Below are 19603 nucleotides of genomic sequence, written 5' to 3' on the forward strand. Positions count from 1 at the left end.
AAACCGGACTCCGGCTCCTTACGAAACAAGGACGTCGGCGGCCGCCCGCGGCACATTCGCGCGCACGGTGCGAGGCTGGCGGCATGGAGCAGCAGCAGTACGCACAGACCCGGCCCCGGGTCCTCGTCGTGGACGACGACCCCACCGTCGCCGAGGTGGTCTCCGGCTACCTGGACCGGGCCGGATACCTCGTGGACCGGGCCGCCGACGGGCCCGACGCGCTCGCCCGCGCCGCCGCGCACCGCCCGGACCTCGTCGTCCTCGACCTGATGCTGCCGGGCATGGACGGCCTGGAGGTGTGCCGCCGGATGCGGGGGAGCGGGCCCGTCCCGGTCATCATGCTCACCGCCCGGGGCGACGAGGACGACCGCATCCTGGGCCTGGAGGTCGGCGCCGACGACTACGTCACCAAGCCCTTCAGCCCCCGCGAACTGGTCCTGCGCGTCGAGTCCGTGCTGCGCCGCTCCCGCCCCGCCCCGCAGACCGGCCGGCTGGGCGCCGCCGGCCTCTCGCTGGACCCGGCGGCCCGCCGCGCCCTCAAGGACGGCACCGAACTCGCCCTCACCATCCGGGAGTTCGACCTCCTCGCCTTCTTCCTGCGGCATCCGGGGCGGGTCTTCAGCCGTGAGGACCTGATGCGCGAGGTGTGGGGCTGGGACTTCGGCGACCTGTCGACCGTCACCGTCCATGTGCGCCGGCTCCGCGGCAAGGTCGAGGACGACCCGGCCAGGCCCCGCCTGATCCAGACCGTGTGGGGCGTCGGCTACCGCTTCGACGGCTCCCCGTCCTTCGGTTCACCGACGGAGGTGTGACCCGTGCGCGCCACCCTCCTCATCGCCCTGTACGCCTTCCTCGGCGCCGTCGCCGCCGGACTCCTCGGCGCCTGGGTGCTGCTGCTGGTCCGGCGCCGCTCGCTCGCCCTGCACCTCACCGTGGTCGCCGCGGTCGGCGTCACCGCGATGCTGGCCGGCACCCTCGCGGTCGCCCAGGCCATGTTCCTGTCCGGACACGACCTGCGGGTCGTCACCACCGTCGTCCTGATGGCCGCCGTCGTCTCGCTGGCCACCGCCCTGCTGCTGGGCCGCTGGGTCGCCGCCCGCAGCCGGGCCCTCGCGCTCGCCGCCCGCTCCTTCGGCGACGGCGGCGACTTCACCTCGCCCGGCGGCCCCACCACCGCCGAACTCGACGCCCTCAGCAGGGAGTTGGAGGCCACCAGCGCCAAGCTCGCCGAGTCCCGGGAGCGGGAGCGCGCCCTGGAGTCCTCCCGGCGCGAACTCGTCGCCTGGATCTCCCACGACCTGCGCACCCCGCTCGCCGGGCTGCGCGCGATGTCCGAGGCCCTGGAGGACGGCGTCGCCGCCGACCCCGCCCGCTATCTGCGGCAGATCCGCACCGAGGTCGAACGCCTCAACGACATGGTCGGCGACCTCTTCGAGCTCTCCCGCATCCACGCGGGGGCGCTGGCGCTGAGCCCGAGCCGGATCTCCCTGTACGACCTCGTCTCGGACGCCCTCGCGGGCGCCGACCCGCTGGCCCGCGAGCACGGCGTACGGCTGGTCGGCGACCGGGTGGCGGCCGTGCCGGTCGAGGTGGACGGCAAGGAGATGAGCCGCGTCCTGGGCAACCTCCTCGTCAACGCCATCCGCCGCACCCCCGCCGACGGCACGGTCGCGGTGGCCGCCGAGCACCGCGCCGAGGGCGTCGTCCTGTCCGTCACGGACGGCTGCGGCGGCATCCCCGAGGAGGACCTGCCCCGCGTCTTCGACACCGGCTGGCGCGGCACCCACGCCCGGACACCGCCCGCCGGGGCGGGACTCGGCCTCGCGATCGTCCGGGGCATCGTGGAGGCCCACGCGGGCCGGGCCACCGTACGCAACGTGCCGGGCGGCTGCCGCTTCGAGGTGGTGCTGCCGTCGGCGGCCTCTTGAGGAGCGGCTGTCGGAAACAGGGTGGTGCCGCCCGCGGCCGCTTTCCTTCACGGGCGGCACCACCGGTCCACCGCGGGCTACGCGCCCCGCATCCCGGCGCCCGCGAACTCCCGCATCCCCTCGGCGAATCCGACCTCCGCCTTCCACCCCAGCTCCGCCCGCAGCCGCGCCGAGTCCGCCGTGATGTGCCGTACGTCCCCGAGGCGGTACTCCCCGGTGACCACGGGCTCGGGACCGCCGTGCGCCCCCGCCAGCGCGCGGGCCATCTCGCCCACCGTGTGCGGCTCGCCGCTCCCGGTGTTGTACGACGTGAGCGCGCCGGGGGCCGAACCCGCCTCCAGGGCCGCCACGTTGGCCGCGGCCACGTCCCGCACATGGACGAAGTCCCGCCGCTGACCGCCGTCCTCGAAGACGCGCGGGGCCTGACCGCGGGCGAGCGCCGAGCGGAAGAAGGAGGCGACGCCGGCGTACGGGGTGTCCCGGGGCATGCCACGGCCGTACACGTTGTGGTAGCGCAGGGCCACCGCCGAACCGCCCGTGGCCCGCGCCCAGGAGGCGGCCAGGTGCTCCTGGGCGAGCTTGGTCGTCGCGTACACGTTCCGCGGGTCGACCAGGGCGTCCTCGCCGACCAGTCCGGGGGAGAGGTCCGCGCCGCACTCCGGGCACGGCGGCTCGAAGCGCCCCGCGTCCAGGTCGGCGACGGCCCGCGGGCCCGGCCGTACGGTCCCGTGCCGGGCGCAGGTGTAGCGGCCCTCGCCGTACACGACCATCGACCCGGCCAGCACCAGCCGCCGCACCCCCGCCCCGGCCATCGCGGCGAGCAGGACCGCCGTACCGACGTCGTTGTGGGAGACGTACTCCGGGGCGTCCGCGAAGTCCACGCCCAGGCCGACCATGGCCGCCTGGTGGCACACCGCGTCCACCCCGGTCAGGGCGCGGCGGACGGCGTCGGCGTCCCGTACGTCGGACGCCGGGTCGGTACGGACGTCGTACAGGAGGGGCTCGTGGCCGTGGGCCACGAGCGCGTCGACGATCTGGGACCCGATGAAGCCGGCACCGCCGGTGACCAGTACGCGCATGCCCTCACGCTAGGGCCGCGACCGGCCCGGGCGGCCGGACCGCGCCCGCACGTCACGGCTTCGTAAGACTCAGCGGCAGCGACACCGTGAACACCGTCGAGCCGGGCTCGCTGTCCAGCTCGATCCTCCCGCCGTGCGCCCGGACCAGGGAGCTGGCCACCGCGAGGCCCAGTCCGCTGCCGCCCCGGTCCCGGCTGCGGGCCTTGTCGACGCGGTAGAAGCGGTCGAAGACCCGCTCCCGGTCGGCGGCCGGGACACCGGGGCCCGCGTCCGCGATCCGCACCTGGGCGTGCCCGTCCCGCACCCGCACCGCGACCGACACCTCCGTGCCCGCCGGGGTGTGCACGGCCGCGTTGGTGAGGAGGTTGTCGAGGACCTGGCGCACCCGCTGCGGGTCCAGGCGCAGCCTCAGCGCCCGCGGGCCCTCCTCGAAGGTCAGCGGATGGTCCGGGTGGCTCGCGCGGAACGCGTCGGCCGCGTGCTCCACCAGCTCCACCAGATCCACCTCGACGGGCCGGAGCGGGGTCTCCACCTCCGCCGCGTCCAGCCGGGCGAGCAGCAGCAGGTCGTCCAGGAGGAACCCCATGCGGGCGGCCTCGGCGCGCAGCCGGGCCAGGTGCTTGTCCCGCTCCTCGGGGGCGTTGGCGGCGGCGTACTGGAAGAGGTCCGCGTAGCCCCGTACGGACATCAGGGGCGTGCGCAGCTCGTGCGAGGCGTCCGCGACGAACCGGCGCAGGCGCTGCTCGGCCTCCGCGCGGACCGCGAGCGAGTCGTCGATGTGCTCCAGCATGGTGTTGAACGCGGTTCGCAGCTCCTCGACCTCCGGGCCGCCGCCCCGCTCGTCGGCGCGCAGCGGCAGCCGGGACGCCGTCTCGGTGAGGTCGTGCGAGGCGATGCCGTGCGCGGTGGAGGCCATGTCGCTCAGCGGCTGCAACCCGCGCCGCAGCAGCTTGCGGCCGACCACCACGAGCGCCAGCAGGGCCAGCCCGAACGCCACGACCTGGACCGTGATCAGCCGCCGTACGGTGTCGTCGATGTCGTCCAGTGGCGCGGCGCTGACCAGCACCACCCCCGGCTCGACCTCACAGGCGCGCAGCCGGTAGTCGCCGACGCCCGCGAGGTGCTCGGTGCGCAGCAGCTCCGTGTGCGCGGCGGTCTGCGCCCCGGCCAGGGCGGTGAAGTCGTCGACGTCCTTCGGCAGGTCGCCGGCGTCCTCGGGCTTGCGGAGCGCGGGGGCACCGTCCTTGACGTCGTACACGGCGTAGAACCAGCTGTAGTACTTCTTGCCGGTGAGCGTGCCGTAGTCCGCGATGCTCTTGGACTGGGCGATCTGGGCCTGCGCGAGCTGGGTGTCGAGCTGGGCCGACAGATAGTCCCGCATGTAGGTGGTCAGCGCGGTGCCCACGACCGCGAACACCACCAGGGCCAGGGCTCCGAGCCCGAGGGCCAGCCGGGTCCCGAGCCGCATCCTCCGGTACGCCGACCGCAGCCGCCGGATCATTCGGCGGCCTGACGGATGACGTACCCGAAGCCCCGCACGGTGTGGATCAGCGGCTCGCCCGTGTCGTCGAGCTTGCGGCGCAGGCGGCTGACGACCAGCTCGACGACGTTGGAGCGGCCGCCGAAGCCGTACTCCCACACGTGGTCGAGGATCTGCGCCTTGGTGAGCACGGTCGGCGACTTGCGCATCAGGTACCTGAGGACCTCGTACTCGGTGGGGGTGAGCGTGAGCAGCTTGTCGCCGCGCCGCACCTCACGGGTGTCCTCGTCCATCGTGAGGTCCGCGACCTCCAGCACCGAGCGCTGGAAGCCGGGCCCGGCGCTGCGCCGCAGCACGGTCCGCAGCCGGGCCATCAGCTCCTCCACCGCGAACGGCTTGACCAGGTAGTCGTCCCCGCCCCGGGTCAGGCCCGCCACCCGGTCGGCGACCGCGTCCCGCGCCGTGAGGAACACCACGGGCACCATCGTGCCCGAGCGCCGCAGCCGGTCCAGGACGCCGAAGCCGTCGATGTCGGGCAGCATCAGATCCAGCACCACGATGTCCGGCCGGAACTCCGCGGCGCGGCTGAGCGCCTCCTCGCCGGAGTTGGCGGTGACCGCCTCCCAGCCCTCGTAGCGGGCGACCGTCGCCACGAGATCGGCGATCGGCGGGTCGTCGTCCACGACGAGGAGTCGTACTTTTTCCACCCGCTCATAGTGCGTCACAGCGACCGGAAAGCCAGGGCGGGGTGGGGCTCGCACACATATCGATAACCTCTTGAAAGTTGTACGACAGCTGATCGACAGCTCCCGCCGGAGAAGCTCGATTGTCCAGAGGCCCGATCAAGGAGCTACGACCCGTGACGACCGTCCAATCGCCCCCAGCGCCCCGCACGGCGATCAAACGCCCCAGGGCGGTGGCCCGCACCGGGCTCTACGCCATGCTGGCCGCCAACGCGGGCGTCGTCGCCTGGTTCTTCGTCCAGGCCGGCTTCGCCTCCAACGCGCTCATCGTGCTCGGCCGCCTCACCGGCCTGTACGCCGCGCTCATCATGGCGTTCCAGCTCGTCCTGGTGGCCCGCCTGCCCTGGCTCGACCGCCGCATCGGCATGGACCGGCTGACCTCCTGGCACCGCTGGACCGGCTTCGGCATCCTGTGGACGCTCCTCGCCCACGTCGTCTTCATCAGCTTCGGCTACGCCGAGGGCACCGACGTGGGCCCGGTCGGCGAGATCGTCGACCTCGCCGAGACCACCGAGGGCGTGCTCCGCGCGGTCGTCGCGTTCTTCCTGATCCTCGTGGTCGGCGCCGTCTCCGCCCGCTACGCCCGGCGCCGCCTCGCGTACGAGACCTGGCACTTCATCCACCTGTACACATACGTCGCCGTGGTGCTGGCCTTCACCCACCAGGTCTCGGTCGGCACGACGTTCACGTCCTCGTCCGCCGCCACCGCCTACTGGTACGGCGTCTGGACCGTCGCGCTCGGCTCGGTCGCGCTGGGCCGCGCGGTGCTCCCCCTGTGGCGCAACTGGCGCCACCAGTTCCGCGTCACCGCCGTCGTCCCCGAGAGCGACAACGTCGTCTCGATCTACATCAGCGGCAAGGACCTCGACCGACTCCCCGCCCGGGCGGGCCAGTTCTTCCTGTGGCGGTTCCTGACCGCCGACCGCTGGTGGCAGGCCAACCCCTTCTCCCTGTCCGCCGCCCCCGACGGCAGGACCCTGCGCCTGACCGCCAAGGCGGCCGGCGAGGGCAGCGCAGCCCTCAGGCACGTCAAGGTCGGCACCCGCGTCTTCGCCGAGGGCCCCTACGGCGCCTTCACCGCCCTGCACCGCACCCGCCCCGAGTCCGTCCTCATCGCCGGCGGTGTCGGCGTCACCCCCATCCGGGCCCTCCTGGAGGAGGTGCAGGGCCACACCGTCGTCATCTACCGCGTCGGCTCCGACCGGGACGCCGTCCTCTACGACGAGCTGCGCGACCTGGCGGACGCCAAGGGCGCCGAACTGCACCTCGTCACCGGCCCCCCGGTGCCCGACAAGCTGGCGGCGGGCGAACTGGCGCGGCTCGTGCCCGACATCGCGCAACGGGACGTCTTCCTGTGCGGACCGCCCCCGATGATGAAGGCGGTCCTGGGCAGCCTGCGCGAGCTGGACGTGCCGGGGCCGCAGATCCACTTCGAACGCTTCAGCCTGGCGGGATGAGGAACAGACCGTGAAACGAGCCATACCTGTCGTCGTCCTGAGCATCGCGGGCCTGGTCCCCGTCTGGTTGTACGAGCCCTCGGCCGGCTCCTCGACCGTCCAGGCCACGACGCCTTCCACCTCGTCCACCTCGTCCTCGGGAACCTCCGGTTCGAACGTCGTCACGAGCTCGACGATCGACACCGAGAAGGGCCCCCTCCAGCTCCAGGTGACCTTCGACGGCACGAAGATCACCGCCGTGAAGACGCTCCAGCAGCCGGACCACCCGCAGACCACGGAGGCCGTGCCGAAGCTGATCGCGGAGACCCTTCAGGCGCAGAGCGCGGACATCGACACCGTGTCCGGTGCCACCATCACCAGCGAGGCCTACAAGAAGTCCCTCCAGGCCACGATCGACGAGAACACGAGGAAGGCGGCCTCGTCGTCCCCGTCCGCGGCCTCCTCGCAGACCGTGGACGGCACCGCGGTCGACACCGAGAAGGGCACCGTCCAGGTCCAGGTGACCTTCGAGGGCGACAAGATCGCCGCCGTGAGGATGCTCCAGCAGCCGGACCACCCGCAGACCACGGCGGCCGTGCCGCAGTTGGTCGCGGAGACCCTTCAGGCGCAGAGCGCGGACATCGACACCGTCTCCGGCGCGACCATCACCAGCGGCGGCTACAAGGAGTCCCTCCAGGCCGCGATCGACGCGAAGGCATGATGGCCTGATGCACCGCGTCGAACACGTCATGGGCTTCCCCGTCTCGCTCCGGGTCGACGACGAGCACGTCCCCGAGTCCGCCGCGGACACGCTCTTCGCGTGGCTGCGCGAGGCCGACGCCCGGTTCAGCCCCTTCAAGGAGGACAGCGAGGTGTCGCGGTACGACCGCGGCGAGCTGTCCGAGGCCGACCTCAGCGCTGACCTGCGCGAGATCCTTGACCTGTGCGAGCACTACCGGGTCGCCACCGGCGGCGCCTTCGAGGTACGGCCGCCCGGTCGCCGTCTCGACCCCTGCGCGGTGGTCAAGGGCTGGTCGGTGCAGCGGGCGGCGGAACTGCTCACCGGGGCGGGCGCGACCCGGTTCGTCCTCAACGCCGGTGGTGACGTGGTCACCGCGGGCGGCCCCTGGCGGGTGGGCGTACGGCACCCCGAGCACGCCGACAAGCTGTGCACGGTGCTCTCGCTCACCGACGGCGCGGTGGCCACCTCCGCCCGCTACGAGCGCGGCGACCACATCGTCGACGCCCGCACCGGCCGCCCGGCGACGGGTCTGCTCAGTCTGACGGTCGTGGCGGCGACGCTCACGGAAGCTGACTCGGTCGCCACGGCGGCCTTCGCCCTGGGCCCCGAGGGCGTCGACTGGGCGGCGTCCCTGGACGGTTGCGAGGTGTTCGCGGTGGACGCGGAGCGACGGGTGCTGCGCACGCCCGGCTTTCCCGCGGCCGCTTGAACGGACACCTGACGAGGGCGGGCCGCCGGTGATTCACCGGCGGCCCGCCCTCTGAAACGCAATCAATTCAGTATTGGCGCAAATTTGCAGTAACGGGTGTGCGCCTGGTGGAAGGTCTTTCACTCCTGCGGATATCGCCCGGAATCCCGAAGGACCGTTGCGGTAGGGCACGGTTGGGCGGAAGATGTTCGGTGACACTGCCGAGGTCCGAGTGAACCGCGGGAATCAAGTTTCACAGAACGAGGCCCCCTTGCACATCATCGTTCGTCGGGTCGGTCCGTCTCCGCGCGAGCGGGGTTGTTCCTGCGATACCTGTTCGCACGTTCTTGTCGCACTGTCACCGGACGACATGGAGTCGATTTTCGAGCAGCGCATCAGGCCCGACTACGATCCCGTCGTGTCCCGGGAGGATCCGCGCCTCGTCTGTCTCGCGGCCCAGCCCGGCGCCGGAAAGACCGACAACCGGCACCTGGTGTCCTCCGGCCGCGAGGCGACGCGGATCTGCGGGGACGACTTCAAGATCGCCCACCCTCGGTATCTGGAACTCCTCGCGGCCGACCCGCGCACCGCCGGAGAAAGGATCCGCCCCGTGTACCAGGAGTGGCAGCGGCGGATGGAGAGCCTGGTACGTGACCTGCGCGGTGACGTGGTGATCGAGCTGAGTCCGGGACCGGACCGCAAATTCCTGGACGACGCGGCGCTGTACCGGGCCGCGGGCTACCGCGTCGAACTCGTCGTCCTGGCCGTACGCCAGGCGGACAGCCGACAGGGCATCAGTCTGCGCTACGCCCGGGCGCTGACCAGTCCGCAGGCCAGGTTCACCTCCGTGGCCGGGCACGACGTGTGCTTCACGGCCCTCGCCGAGGTCCTCGCGGCGGTCGAGCGGGAGTCCGCGGTGCACTCCCTGAAGGTCGTGCGCCGCGACGGCACCGTGCTCCATCACAGTGAGCGCGACGCCGCCGGCCACCTGGGCCGGGGGGCGGTCGAGGCCCTGCGGAGGGAGTGGGAGCGCCCCTACACCCGCGACGAGGCGGAGGTCTTCCTCGAGAACCAGGAAGAACTGCACCGCACGCTGCCTGAGTACGGCGCCGAATGGGACGACATCGCGGCACTGGCCGGCAGGCTGATGCCCCTGTCGCTCAACTGACGCCGGTCAGCAGCCGGAACCGCGTCCCGTAGTCCCGTGCCACACGTCCGATCTCGTCGGGACCGGCGTGGGAGAGGGACTTGCGGGCGGCCACGCACTCGCCCCGCTCGGCGATCAGCTTCTCCAGGCGGTCGGCGTCGGGCGGACAGGCGTGTTCCTCGTCGTAGATCGCGCTGTTGTACCAGGCGATGACGAGCTGTACGCATTCCAGCGCCACCGCGTATCCGCCGGAATCGCGGTGGCTGGAATCGCGGTGCAGTGATGGGCTCGGTGCGGGCGTTCCCTGTGGGTTTTCCGGATCGGACACGGCAGGTCCCTTGATGCCTTGTTCGGCCGGGGCGTTATCGGAAGGGCGAATTCCCAGGGCCGTCAGGGCTGTCTTCCACGGGTGGCGAATGCACGCGGAGTTTCTTTTGTCGGCGGTCTCGCCCGGGTGTCTACCCGCGTCCCTGATGGTCAACCCCACCGGCTTCTCTCCGTGGCTTGTGGTACGGGAGCGGAGCAGGGAGAGGCCTGTGTGCTTCCCCCGTTCCGTGGGCCCACAGCTTAGGGCGGTTGTGTCGCCAGTGACACTCGTACGCCATGGCGAACACGTAGAGCAGTACTGGAATGGCCGGTTCCAGTATGGGATGCCCAGCTCGGCCGCGCATAAAATCCTGGTATATCCGGGGGGTGCAGGTGGGCGGGCGCGATTTGGATCTTCGTGCGCTGTTCGGTTCGAATGATCGGGGAATCCAGGTCGAAGAACAGTTCACCAACCGTCAGGAGCAGTGGGAAGCGGTCACCACCGCCCTCGCCGAGCACGCGCGGGCCGTCGCCGCACCCGGCTTCGACGTCGAGGACCTGGAGACACCGCGTGACAACGTCCTCGTCTTCCACGGCGTCGGCGGTATCGGCAAATCCACGCTGGCGAGGAAGGTGGAGGCCGCGCTGGCCCACGAGACGCACCGGCCCGTCCAGTGGGGCGAGCCCGTCCGGTTGGACACCCGGGTCCTGCCCGTCCGGATCGATCTCGCCCGCTCGGCCGGAACCGACTTCGAGCGGGTCGTCCTCACCCTCAGGCTCGCCCTCGCCGAACTGGGCCGGCCGCTGCCCGCCTTCGACCTCGCGCTGCGCCGCTACTGGGACCACGTCCACCCGGGCGAGCCGCTGGAGGAGTTCCTGCGCGGAGGTCTCGGCCGCCGGTTCGGCAAAGCCGTACCGCAGCAGATGCAGTCCGCGCTCACCGACATCGCCCAGGCCGTCCTGCTGCCCGGCACCGTCGGCGCGGTGGTCGGGCAGGTCACCGGTGCCCTGGTGCGGGCGCTGCGGGACCACCGGGCCTCGGTCCGGGCGCTCGCGGGATGCTCCCGGCTGGCCGACCTGCTGGAGGCCGAGCCCGGTCTGGACACGCTTTCCTACTACCCGCACCTGCTGGCCTGGGAGCTCGCCCGGCTGCCCCCGGGCCGGACCGTCCTGCCGGTCGTGCTCCTGGACACGTTCGAGGACGTCGGCGACCGCGTCCACCGGGATCTGGAACGGCTGGTCCAGCGGGTCGTCTGGCTCATGCCCAACGCGTTCTTCGTCATCACCGGACGCAGCCGGCTCCAGTGGGCCGAGGAGGCCCTGCACGGGCAGCTCGACTGGACCGGCCCCTCGGCCTGGCCCGGTCTCGCCGTACCCGGTGGACCCGCGGACGCCGGCTCGCGGGGACCGGCACGCCAGATCCTCGTAGGGGACTTCTCCGCCGAAGACTGCGACGACTACCTCGCCCGGCGGCTGACCCGGGACGGCGCCCCCGTCATGGGGCCCGACGTGCGCGCCGTGATCACCGCGCGCTCCCACGGGCTGCCGCTCCACCTCGACCTGGCCGTCCAGCGGTTCCTGGCGATCCGGCGTACCGGGCGCGAGCCGCGTCCGGCCGATCTCGACCTCGACTTCCCCGCACTCATCGTCAGGACGCTCAGCGATCTCACCCCCGACGAGCGGCACGTCCTGCGCTCCGTCTCCCTCCTCGACAACTTCGACGTGGCGCTCGCCTCCCGGGCGGCGGGAATGACCTACGAGTCGGCCGCCCTGCGCATGGTCGAGCGGCCCTTCGTCCGGTTCGATCCGCACGCCGTCTGGCCGTACCACCTGCACGGGGTGATCCGCTCCACCATCCGTACGGCCGGTGACCGGGCGGACGACCGCTGGTCGGAGCGGGACTGGACGCGGGCGGCGGCACGGGCCTTCGAGGCGATCGGCGAACGCCGGGCCGCCGCGCCCGCACCCGACCGCGCGCTGCTGGTCAACTGCCTGCGCCAAGGACTGCGCCTGGCACGGGACTTCGGCCTCGACCTCGGCTGGCTCGCCGACGCGGCCTGGGCCTACGTCGGCGACTCCGTGTGGGAGCCGCTCGCCCCGCCCGCCCCCGACGAGCCCGCCCCGCCCACACTGCGCACCCCGGCCGACGCCCTGGTCGAGACGCTCAGCGCGCTCGCCCGCCGCCAGCACGAACACCGCGAACGCACCGTCGCCCGGCTCACCGCCGTCGTCGACTCCGGGCTGCTGCCCCCGGAGCTGCGCGACATGGCGCTCTACTACCGGGCCAAGGCCCACCGTGACCTGGGCCGCTCACAGGACTCGCGGGACGGGATGCGCCGGGTCGCCGAGGGCGGTGGACGGCTCGCCCCCGCGGCCCGGCGCGGCCTCGCCCACCTGGCCCGTCTCGCAGGGGACTTCCCCACCGCCCTGCGGACCGCCGACACCCTGGGCTGGGCCGGCCGCCACCACCGCGTCCTCGGCGACGTCTGGTGGGTGCAGGGCGACATGGCCCGCGCCGCCGAGGCCTACCGGGCCGCCCGCGACGAGGCCGAGGAGCACGCCGTCGCCGGCGAGCGCGCCACCGCCCAGGCACAACGGGCCTTCACCCTGGCCTTCACCGACCCCGCCGTCGCCCAGGACGAACTGGACCTCGCCCATCACCTGCTGGTGGGACTGGACCTGCGGGCCACCCGCCTCACCGCGCACATCGCCGCCCTGCTGCGGGACGCGGGCACGGGCTCGGCCCAGATCGAGGGCCGCGCCCAGGTCCTGCGTGCCGAGGCGGCCACCGCCGGGATCACCGCCGCCCGCCCGGCGATCGAGCTCGCGCTCGCCTTCCACCACGCCGTCCTCGCCGACCGGGCCGGGCTGGAGGCGTGTCTCGCCCGCCTGCGGGAGACGGTCGACGGCGGCGACTACGCCTACTACGGCGACCTCGTGTGCTTCATGGCCGGGCGGCCCCTCCCCGACGACGGGCCGCCGCGGGCGCGATGGCTCGACGGGCCGGAGCCCACCCGCGCCCGCTGGCGGGCCCTGGTCACCGCCCGACGCGCGCTGTACGGCGGCGCGCCGTGACGAGCCGCACGGACCGGTACCCACGACCGCGGTCCGGGCTGCCCACCGTTCGATTGTCTGCAACACAAGCCGTCTAGACTCTGCCGGACGGCCTGCTGGACCGGCCGAATGCGGACAACTTCTGCCAGACCCGAAGGGTATTCGGCGCTTTGATACGGATAGATTCAGTCACCAAGCGGTACCCGGACGGCACGGTGGCGGTCGACCGGCTCTCGTTGGAGATACCCGACCGCTCGATCACGGTCCTCGTCGGCCCCTCGGGCTGCGGCAAGACGACGACCCTGCGCATGATCAACCGGATGGTCGAACCCAGCGAGGGAACCATCCTGATCGACGGCAAGGACAGCCGGCAGCAGCCGGTCAACACACTGCGCCGGTCCATGGGTTACGTCATCCAGAACGCCGGGCTGTTCCAGCACCGCACGATCGTCGACAACATCGCCACCGTGCCCCGCATGCTGGGCTGGGGCAAGGAGAAGGCGCGGGCCCGGGCCCGGGAGCTGATGGAGCGGGTCGGGCTCGACGGCTCCCTCGCCAAGCGCTACCCCTACCAGTTGTCCGGTGGACAGCAGCAGCGCGTCGGTGTGGCCCGGGCGCTCGCCGCCGATCCGCCGGTGCTCCTGATGGACGAGCCGTTCTCGGCCGTCGACCCCATCGTCCGCAAAGGCCTCCAGGACGAACTCCTGCGCATCCAGGACGAGTTGGGCAAGACCATCGTCTTCGTCACCCATGACATCGACGAGGCCGTCAAGATCGGCACGATGGTCGCCGTGCTGCGCACCGGCGGCAAGCTCGCCCAGTACGCGCCGCCCGCCGAGCTGCTCTCCCACCCCGCCGACGCGTTCGTCGAGGACTTCCTCGGCGCCGACCGCGGCATCCGGCGGCTGTCCTTCTTCCCTTCCTCCGGACTGCGGTTGCGCACCGCACCCGTCGTCGCGGTCGACGCCACCGCCGAGCGGATCGCCGCCGCCGGCACGGCCGAGGCCCCCTACCTCCTCGTCACGGACGTGGACGGCAGGCCCCTCGGCTGGAGCGAGCCGCGGGACCTGACGGCGGGGAGCGTCGACGTCGGGCAACTGCTGCCGTACGGGCGGCCGTTCGTCGCCGGCACCGACTCGCTGCGGGCCGCGCTCGACTGTGCCGTGCTCTCGCCCACCGGGTGGGCGGTCGGGGTCGACGCCGAGGGACGGGTGGCCGGGGTGGTCTCCCAGCAGGCCATCGGCGAGGCGATCCGCGGGGCGCACGCACAGGGCCGTACGGACGCCAAGGCCGCCCGGTGAACGGCTTCTTCGACATCCCCAGCGACCTCCAGCACAGCTGGCTCGGTCTCGTCGGCCTGCACGTCCGGGAGGCCGGGCTGCCGGTCCTCGCCGGGCTGCTGATCGCCCTGCCGCTGTCCCAGCTCTGCGTGCGCTTCCGGTGGCTGTACCCGCCCGTGCTGTGGGTGACGACCGTGCTGTACGCGATCCCGTCGCTGGCCTTCTTCGTGGTGCTCATCGACTACACCGGCCAGACCGAACTCACGGTGATGATCCCGCTCACCGTCTACACCCTCGTGATCCTGGTCCCGGCGATCGTCGACGGCGTCCGCTCGGTGCCGCAGGAGACCCTCGCGGCCGCGACGGCGATGGGCTTCGGACCCGTACGCCGGTACCTCCAGGTCCAGTTGCCGATCGCCGTGCCCGCCATCATCGCGGGGCTGCGGGTGGCGACCGTGTCGAGCATCTCCCTCGTCAGCGTCGGCGCGCTCATCGGCAACCAGGGCGCGCTCGGCAACCTCATCAACGACGCCAACATCTACAACCGGCCCGAACTCGCCGTGAACGCCGTGCTGACCATGGCGGTCCTCGCGATCCTCGCCGACGGGCTGCTGGTCGCCGTACGACTGCTCCTGACGCCGTGGATGCCGAGCGGCGCGCGTGCGCGGCGCGCGCAGCGGCCCGAACCGGAGGTCGCCGCCCGGTGAACGTCCTCAACTTCATCAACGCCTTCTTCAGCGACAGCGCCCACTGGCAGGGCTACGACGGGATTCCCACGCGGCTGGGGGAGCACGTCCAGTACACCCTTCAGGCCCTCGCCATCGCCGCGGCGATCGGACTGCCGGTGGGGCTCGTCACCGGGCACTACGGTCGGGGCGGCAACGCGCTGGCCTTCATCGCCGTCGCCGGACGGGCCCTGCCCACCTTCGGCCTGCTGGTGCTGATGACCCTCTCGCTCGGGTTCGGGCTGATCAACGTGATGACCCCGCTGGTCGTCCTCGCCGTGCCGCCGATCCTCGTCACCACCTACGAGGCGATGCGGTCGGTGGATCCCGCCCCGGTGGACGCGGCCCGGGGAATGGGCATGCACGAGGTGGAGGTGCTCTTCCGGGTCGAGCTGCCGGTCGCCCTTCCGCTGATCCTCGGCGGGCTGCGGTCGGCGGCCATCCAGATCGTGTCGACGGCCACGATCGCCGCGTATGTGTCTTTGGGCGGGCTCGGGCGGTACATCGTGGACGGGCTCTATCAGCGGAACTACGAGAAGGTCGTGGGTGGGGCGACGCTGGTCGCTGCGCTGGCGTTGGTGACGTTGGCGGTGTTCTGGGGAGTTGGTCGGTTCACCGTTTCCCGCGGGGTGCGTAGGAGCGCCTGACGGGGTGCCGCAGTCTGCTGCTTGGCGGCCGCGGCACCGTTGTGGCTTGTCGCGCAGTTCCCCGCGCCCCTGAGGGGCGCTCCTCAGCCCTCTGTACGAGCCAAGGCCTGTTCCAGGACCACCAGCAGCGCGTCCCGCACTGAACCCCGCTCCCTCGCGTCGAACACGATCACCGGGACGCGGTCGTTGACGTCGAGGGCCCAGCGGACCTCGTCCAGGGTGTGGTCGACCCTGCCGTCGAAGGCGTTGACGGCGACGGCGAACGGGATCTGCTTGTGCTCGAAGTAGTCGACCGCGGCGTAGCAGTCGTCGAGGCGCCGGGTGTCGACGATGACGAGCCCGCCGACCGCGCCCTCGACGATGTCGTCCCACATGAACCCGAAGCGCTCCTGGCCCGGCGTGCCGAACAGGTACAGCTTCAGGGTCGGGTCGACCGTGATGCAGCCGAAATCCATCGCGACCGTGGTCGTGGTCTTGCGCGGGGTGTGGCTCAGGTCGTCCACCCCCGCGGCGACCTCGGTGATGGCGGCCTCCGTGGTCAGCGGCTCGATCTCGGAGATGGAGCCGACCGCGGTGGTCTTGCCCACCCCGAAGCCGCCCGCGATCACCATTTTGACCGGCAGCGGCGGTCGTACGGCGGCGGAGGGCGCGGCCGAGGGCCGGGAGGCCGGTTCAGTCGGTGTCACGGAGTACCCCTCGGGAGTCGGGGATGGCGCGCAGGCCGTCGATGAGCCTGCGCAGGACGGAGGCGTCGTGCGTGACGCCGGAGTCGGGCACGTGCACCGTCAGCTGCCCCGCCGAGCGCAGGTCCTCGGCGAGGATCCGCACCACGTTCAGGTGCAGCCGCAGCCGGGCCGCGATCTCCGCGATGGACTGCGGGATCCGGCACGCGGCGACGATGTCGTGCTCTTCGAAGGCCAGCCGGTCGAGCACGGCGAGCCCCTCGGCGGTGGCCACCACCTGGGTCTCCACGGGCATCGTCCGGCCGGACGGATCGGGTGCCACCCGCCCGGCGGTGACGAGGAACGGCCGTACGGCGGGTACGGGACCGCCCGGCTCCGGGTCCGGAGGCGTGCTGCCGTCCGCCATGACTGCGCTTCCTCCTCGGTCAGCGCTTCGACGCGGCGCCGACGCTGTTCTTCAGTTCGAGTACGAGCTGGGGGCTGAGCGCGGCACCGGCGCGGTTCGCGAACAGCGTCATCTCGTACGCGATGTTGCCGAGCTTGGCCTCCTTGTCGGTGACGACGCCGAGCACGGCGCCGCTGCCGATCGCCGAGACCAGGACGTGGCCGCCCTCCAGGTCGATGATGACCTTGTTGAGGCCGCCGAGGCCGTAGTTGCCGGAGGCTCCGGCGGCCAGGCTCGTGATGCCGGAGACGATCGCGGCGAGGCGCTCGGAGTCCGCGTGCTCACGCAGCTCCGAGACGGCGATGAGCAGCCCGTCCGAGGACACGGCGATGGCGTCGACGACGCCCGCGGTCTCCGTCGCGAAACGGTTCAGCAGCCAGGTGAAGTCGGCTGCGGCGGCCTGCAGGTCGGCGGGCGTGGTGCCTTCCGTAGGCGTGTCACCTGTGGACGTGCTCACTGCTCCGCTCCTTCCGGGGAGTGGTTCTGATCGTGCGGGGGGTTGGATGCGCTCTGCTGGGTTTCCACGTCGTGCCTGAGGACGGGTCTGGGGTGGCTGCCGGTCTCGCTGTCCCGGTGGGCGCGCTCCACGGCCGCCTCGAACTCGTCGAGCGCCTCGCGAACGGCCTCCGCGTCGGCGGGCTGGAGCGGAGCGGTCTTCGGTACGGCGTCGGCACCGAGGGTGGTGCGCAGCGTGGCACCGCGGACCCGGCGCCTCAGGGGGCGGGAACCGTCGTTCTCGGCCCCGGTTGCGGATGCCTCGCCGGTGCGGGCCTTCGGGATGAACGGGGTTGTGGAGGAGGAGGGTTCGGTGTCGCGCTGCGGGATCCGGCGGGGGAGGGGTGCGTGCTCGCCGTCGCCGTCGCTGGAAGCCGTTCCCGTGGCGCCGGGCCCGGTGGCCGCGGTACCCCGGGTCGGCGGGCTCGCGGCGGCCTCCTGGCCGGAGTCGGGCCGTACGGCCGTAGGACCTGTGGCCCGGACCGGATCCGGGGCCGGTGTCGTGTCCGGGCCGGTGTCCGAAGCCCAGGCGGGTGCCGGGCGTGCTCCCGGGGCCGCCGCCGGGACCGCAGGGGAGGCCGCCGCCGGGCCCGGTACCGCGCCGGCGGCGACCGCGACCGGGCTCGTCGTCAGCAGGAGGGAGGAGGGGATGGTCACCTCGGCCGTGACACCGCCGCCGGGGGTGCGGGAGAGGACCACGCCCACCTCCCAGCGGCGGGCCAGGGTGCCGACCACGAACAGGCCGAGCACCTTCGTCGGGACGAGGTCGAGGCGTTCGCGGCGGACGAGGCGGGAGTTCTCCTCCTCCAGGCGCTCGGGGCTCATGCCGAGACCGTGGTCGGAGATCACGACCAGCGCGCCCTCGCGGCTGTCCTTGACGATGACCTCGACGGGGCTGCCGGCGGGCGAGAAGGACACCGCGTTCTCGACGAGTTCGGCCACCATCAGGGTGAGGTCGCCGATGATGTCCGGCTCGACCATGACCTCCGTGCCGGCCTGGAGGGAGACCCGCTGGAAGCCCTCGATCTGGCCGAGCGCGGCACGGACCACGTTGGTGAGGGCGAGCGGCCCCGAGTCGAGGACGGTCTCGCGGATGCCGGCGAGCAGCATCAGGCTGTCGGCGTTGCGGCGCAGGCGGACCGCGATGTGGTCGATGCTGTAGAGGCGTTCCAGGAGCGCCGGGTCGGTCTCGCCGCGCTCGACCGCGTCGATCAGGGCCAGCTGCCGGGTGGTCAGGTTGCTGACCCGGCGGCCCACGTTGCCGAACATCTCGGCGACGTTGCGGCGGCTGAGCACCTGGCGCTCCAGCAGCGCGACCGCGGTGGTCTGCACCTGGTTGAACACGTCGGCGAGGTCACCGATCTCGTCCTTCGCGGTGACCGGCATCTCCTGGAGCAGCGGTGTCCCGGTGTCCTCGGTGTCGTCGTCGGCCACCCGGGCGAGCTCACGGCCCGCCACCTCGGCGACCTGCTTGGCGGCACCGGTGAGCGCCTGCACCGGGCGCACCACCGAGCGCCGTACGGCGACCGAGAAGGCGAGCCAGAGCACGAAACCGAGCAGGGCCGATCCGAGCAGCCAGGCCGCGTTCGAGCGCGCGTTGCGGGAGGCGGTGTCGGCGCGGTCGGCGATCTGGTCGATGAGCGAGGTGGTGGTCTTCAGCCGGGTCCGGGCCTGGCTGCGGTAGTCCGGGTAGGAGTCGAGCGCCGTCTGGAAGGCGTCCTTGATCTCGGCCGGGGTCTGCGCCTGGAGCGAGCCGGGGTCGATCTGGAGCTCGGCGTACTGCCGGGCGATCGTCGCCTGCGCCCTGTTGTGCTCGATGTCGCCCAGTGCCTCGGCCTGTTCCGCCGTGGCGAACCGGCCGAAGCGTTCGACCTGGTGGGTGTACTCGTCGTAGGAGCCGATCGCGCCGATCAGCTCGATGAGGGCGTTGGAGTCGCCGGTCGTCGCGGAGAAGACGCCGGTCTCGAAGGCACCGTGCGCGGCGTCGGCGCGCAGCAGCGAGTCGAGCAGGTTGCCGGTGAAGGTGGCGGCGAGGGCCGGGTTGCGGTCGAGCCCGAGGCCGTCGATCAGGCCCTTGGCGGCGTCGCTGTAGGCCGGGTCGATGTTGTCGGCGGGCAGGTAGGCCTTCTCGATGGTCTCGCGCAGGTCCTCCAGGCCCTTGACCTCGCGAAGGGCCTGCGCCTCCTCCTGCGGCAGCCGGTCGCCGAAGACCTCGTGGACCTTCTCGACCTGGTTGTCCACGCGGATCTGCGCCTCGCGGTAGGCGGTCCGCGAGGGCGTGTTGCCGTCCCAGGTGGACTGGTGGCGCACGGAAAGCAGGACCGCCTGCTGGTGCTCGGCCTCCAACTGCCCGACGAGCTTGGCCACTTGGGCGCTGTCCCGCACGAGCTGGGCCGCGTCCGAGGCGTCCTGGGACTGGCCGACCTGGTCGGCGAAGAGATACGCCAGCAGGACGGCGACCACCGCGAGGGGCACCCCGACCAGGATGTTCAGCTTGCGCCGGAACGGCCAGCGCTCGGCGAAGTCCCGCAAGCCCCGGTCGCCGCGTGCGCCGTCCCGGTTGGGCGGCGGTGCCGACCGGGTGGACGCGTCCACCTCGTTCGTGGACACCAGCCCTCCTTCGTGGGTGTCTCGGCCGGCGCGTGTGAGCGCTTCTGACCGATTCTGATCGCTACGGGACGGTGCGTAGGGACACTTGAGTGGCTCCTGCACGCCTGTGTGACCG

Annotated in this window: 18 protein-coding genes; 10 read left to right on the forward strand and 8 right to left on the reverse strand. The window is 72.2% G+C overall.

Features of this window, described 5'->3' with window-relative positions; genetic code table 11:
* Positions 1-83 precede the first annotated feature (83 nt).
* Together ABZ098_RS11550 and ABZ098_RS11555 are read left to right on the forward strand one after the other, a co-directional pair.
* On the forward strand, positions 84-812 hold the full coding sequence (locus ABZ098_RS11550) for a response regulator transcription factor (protein ID WP_356589661.1): 729 nt from the start codon (positions 84-86) through the stop codon (positions 810-812).
* Between the two features lie 3 nt (positions 813-815).
* A complete protein-coding gene (locus ABZ098_RS11555) occupies positions 816-1928 on the forward strand; it encodes a HAMP domain-containing sensor histidine kinase (protein ID WP_356589663.1) in 1113 nt (370 codons plus the stop codon).
* A 77-nt stretch (positions 1929-2005) separates the two neighbouring features.
* Here ABZ098_RS11555 and ABZ098_RS11560 read toward each other — a convergent pair whose 3' ends face one another.
* Genes ABZ098_RS11560 through ABZ098_RS11570 form a run of 3 tightly spaced genes read right to left on the reverse strand, consistent with a single transcriptional unit; the run spans position 2006 to position 5194 of the window.
* Positions 2006-3007: an NAD-dependent epimerase/dehydratase family protein gene (locus tag ABZ098_RS11560; protein ID WP_356589665.1), complete on the reverse strand. Its 1002-nt coding sequence runs from the start codon at positions 3005-3007 to the stop codon at positions 2006-2008.
* Between the two features lie 52 nt (positions 3008-3059).
* Complete coding sequence (locus ABZ098_RS11565) at positions 3060-4508, reverse strand: HAMP domain-containing sensor histidine kinase (protein WP_356589667.1); 1449 nt, start codon at positions 4506-4508, stop codon at positions 3060-3062.
* Positions 4505-5194 (reverse strand): response regulator transcription factor, encoded by a 690-nt coding sequence (locus ABZ098_RS11570; protein ID WP_356589669.1) that lies wholly within the window; start codon positions 5192-5194, stop codon positions 4505-4507. Before ABZ098_RS11570 ends, ABZ098_RS11565 begins: the two co-directional genes overlap by 4 nt.
* Before the next feature lie 152 nt (positions 5195-5346).
* Here ABZ098_RS11570 and ABZ098_RS11575 point away from each other — a divergent pair, with 152 nt between their 5' ends.
* The 4 genes from ABZ098_RS11575 to ABZ098_RS11590 all read left to right on the forward strand — a co-directional run bounded on the left by ABZ098_RS11575 (position 5347) and on the right by ABZ098_RS11590 (position 9264).
* Entirely contained in the window at positions 5347-6687 is a 1341-nt protein-coding gene (locus ABZ098_RS11575; protein ID WP_356589671.1) for a ferredoxin reductase family protein, read from the forward strand.
* A 10-nt stretch (positions 6688-6697) separates the two neighbouring features.
* Positions 6698-7387 (forward strand): FMN-binding protein, encoded by a 690-nt coding sequence (locus tag ABZ098_RS11580; RefSeq protein ID WP_356589673.1) that lies wholly within the window; start codon positions 6698-6700, stop codon positions 7385-7387.
* Positions 7388-7394: 7 nt separating this feature from the next.
* Positions 7395-8117: an FAD:protein FMN transferase gene (locus ABZ098_RS11585; RefSeq protein ID WP_356589675.1), complete on the forward strand. Its 723-nt coding sequence runs from the start codon at positions 7395-7397 to the stop codon at positions 8115-8117.
* Positions 8118-8466: 349 nt separating this feature from the next.
* Entirely contained in the window at positions 8467-9264 is a 798-nt protein-coding gene (locus ABZ098_RS11590) for a zeta toxin family protein (RefSeq protein ID WP_356589677.1), read from the forward strand.
* Here the strand turns inward: ABZ098_RS11590 and ABZ098_RS11595 are convergent.
* Entirely contained in the window at positions 9257-9571 is a 315-nt protein-coding gene (locus ABZ098_RS11595; protein ID WP_356589679.1) for a hypothetical protein, read from the reverse strand. The genes ABZ098_RS11590 and ABZ098_RS11595 overlap by 8 nt on opposite strands.
* A gap of 386 nt (positions 9572-9957) precedes the next feature.
* On the opposite strand from ABZ098_RS11595, the gene ABZ098_RS11600 reads away from it, so the two are divergent.
* From ABZ098_RS11600 to ABZ098_RS11615, 4 genes are all read left to right on the forward strand, one after another.
* Complete coding sequence (locus ABZ098_RS11600) at positions 9958-12624, forward strand: ATP/GTP-binding protein (RefSeq protein WP_356589681.1); 2667 nt, start codon at positions 9958-9960, stop codon at positions 12622-12624.
* 149 nt (positions 12625-12773) lie between these two features.
* Positions 12774-13904 carry an ABC transporter ATP-binding protein gene (locus ABZ098_RS11605; RefSeq protein ID WP_356589683.1) on the forward strand — a complete coding sequence of 377 codons (1131 nt, stop codon included), beginning with the start codon at positions 12774-12776 and terminating at the stop codon, positions 13902-13904.
* Positions 13901-14590: an ABC transporter permease subunit gene (locus tag ABZ098_RS11610; RefSeq protein WP_356589685.1), complete on the forward strand. Its 690-nt coding sequence runs from the start codon at positions 13901-13903 to the stop codon at positions 14588-14590. Before ABZ098_RS11605 ends, ABZ098_RS11610 begins: the two co-directional genes overlap by 4 nt.
* A complete protein-coding gene (locus ABZ098_RS11615; protein ID WP_356589687.1) occupies positions 14587-15255 on the forward strand; it encodes an ABC transporter permease in 669 nt (222 codons plus the stop codon). The genes ABZ098_RS11610 and ABZ098_RS11615 overlap by 4 nt, the downstream gene beginning before the upstream one ends.
* Before the next feature lie 83 nt (positions 15256-15338).
* Here ABZ098_RS11615 and ABZ098_RS11620 read toward each other — a convergent pair whose 3' ends face one another.
* From ABZ098_RS11620 to ABZ098_RS11635, 4 genes are read right to left on the reverse strand one after another with little or no spacing between them, the layout of a single operon-like run.
* Complete coding sequence (locus tag ABZ098_RS11620; protein WP_356589689.1) at positions 15339-15941, reverse strand: ATP/GTP-binding protein; 603 nt, start codon at positions 15939-15941, stop codon at positions 15339-15341.
* Positions 15928-16344, reverse strand: a complete 417-nt coding sequence (locus ABZ098_RS11625; protein ID WP_356589691.1) for a DUF742 domain-containing protein — start codon at positions 16342-16344, stop codon at positions 15928-15930. Before ABZ098_RS11625 ends, ABZ098_RS11620 begins: the two co-directional genes overlap by 14 nt.
* 19 nt (positions 16345-16363) lie before the next feature.
* Positions 16364-16840, reverse strand: a complete 477-nt coding sequence (locus ABZ098_RS11630; RefSeq protein WP_356014048.1) for a roadblock/LC7 domain-containing protein — start codon at positions 16838-16840, stop codon at positions 16364-16366.
* A complete protein-coding gene (locus ABZ098_RS11635) occupies positions 16837-19488 on the reverse strand; it encodes an ATP-binding protein (RefSeq protein WP_356589693.1) in 2652 nt (883 codons plus the stop codon). The genes ABZ098_RS11630 and ABZ098_RS11635 overlap by 4 nt, the downstream gene beginning before the upstream one ends.
* Between the last annotated feature and the right edge of the window lie 115 nt (positions 19489-19603).

The sequence above is a fragment of the Streptomyces sp. NPDC006335 genome, from assembly GCF_040612795.1.
In the GTDB taxonomy this organism is placed as follows: Bacteria; Actinomycetota; Actinomycetes; order Streptomycetales; family Streptomycetaceae; genus Streptomyces.

Bases quoted from the DNA above. Each gene is read 5' to 3' on its own strand.
- ABZ098_RS11550 (WP_356589661.1), top strand. From the start codon at position 84: ATGGAGCAGCAGCAGTACGCACAGACCCGGCCCCGGGTCCTCGTCGTG.
- ABZ098_RS11560 (WP_356589665.1), bottom strand. From the start codon at position 3,007: ATGCGCGTACTGGTCACCGGCGGTGCCGGCTTCATCGGGTCCCAGATC.
- ABZ098_RS11565 (WP_356589667.1), bottom strand. From the start codon at position 4,508: ATGATCCGGCGGCTGCGGTCGGCGTACCGGAGGATGCGGCTCGGGACC.
- ABZ098_RS11585 (WP_356589675.1), top strand. From the start codon at position 7,395: ATGCACCGCGTCGAACACGTCATGGGCTTCCCCGTCTCGCTCCGGGTC.
- ABZ098_RS11590 (WP_356589677.1), top strand. From the start codon at position 8,467: ATGGAGTCGATTTTCGAGCAGCGCATCAGGCCCGACTACGATCCCGTC.
- ABZ098_RS11625 (WP_356589691.1), bottom strand. From the start codon at position 16,344: ATGGCGGACGGCAGCACGCCTCCGGACCCGGAGCCGGGCGGTCCCGTA.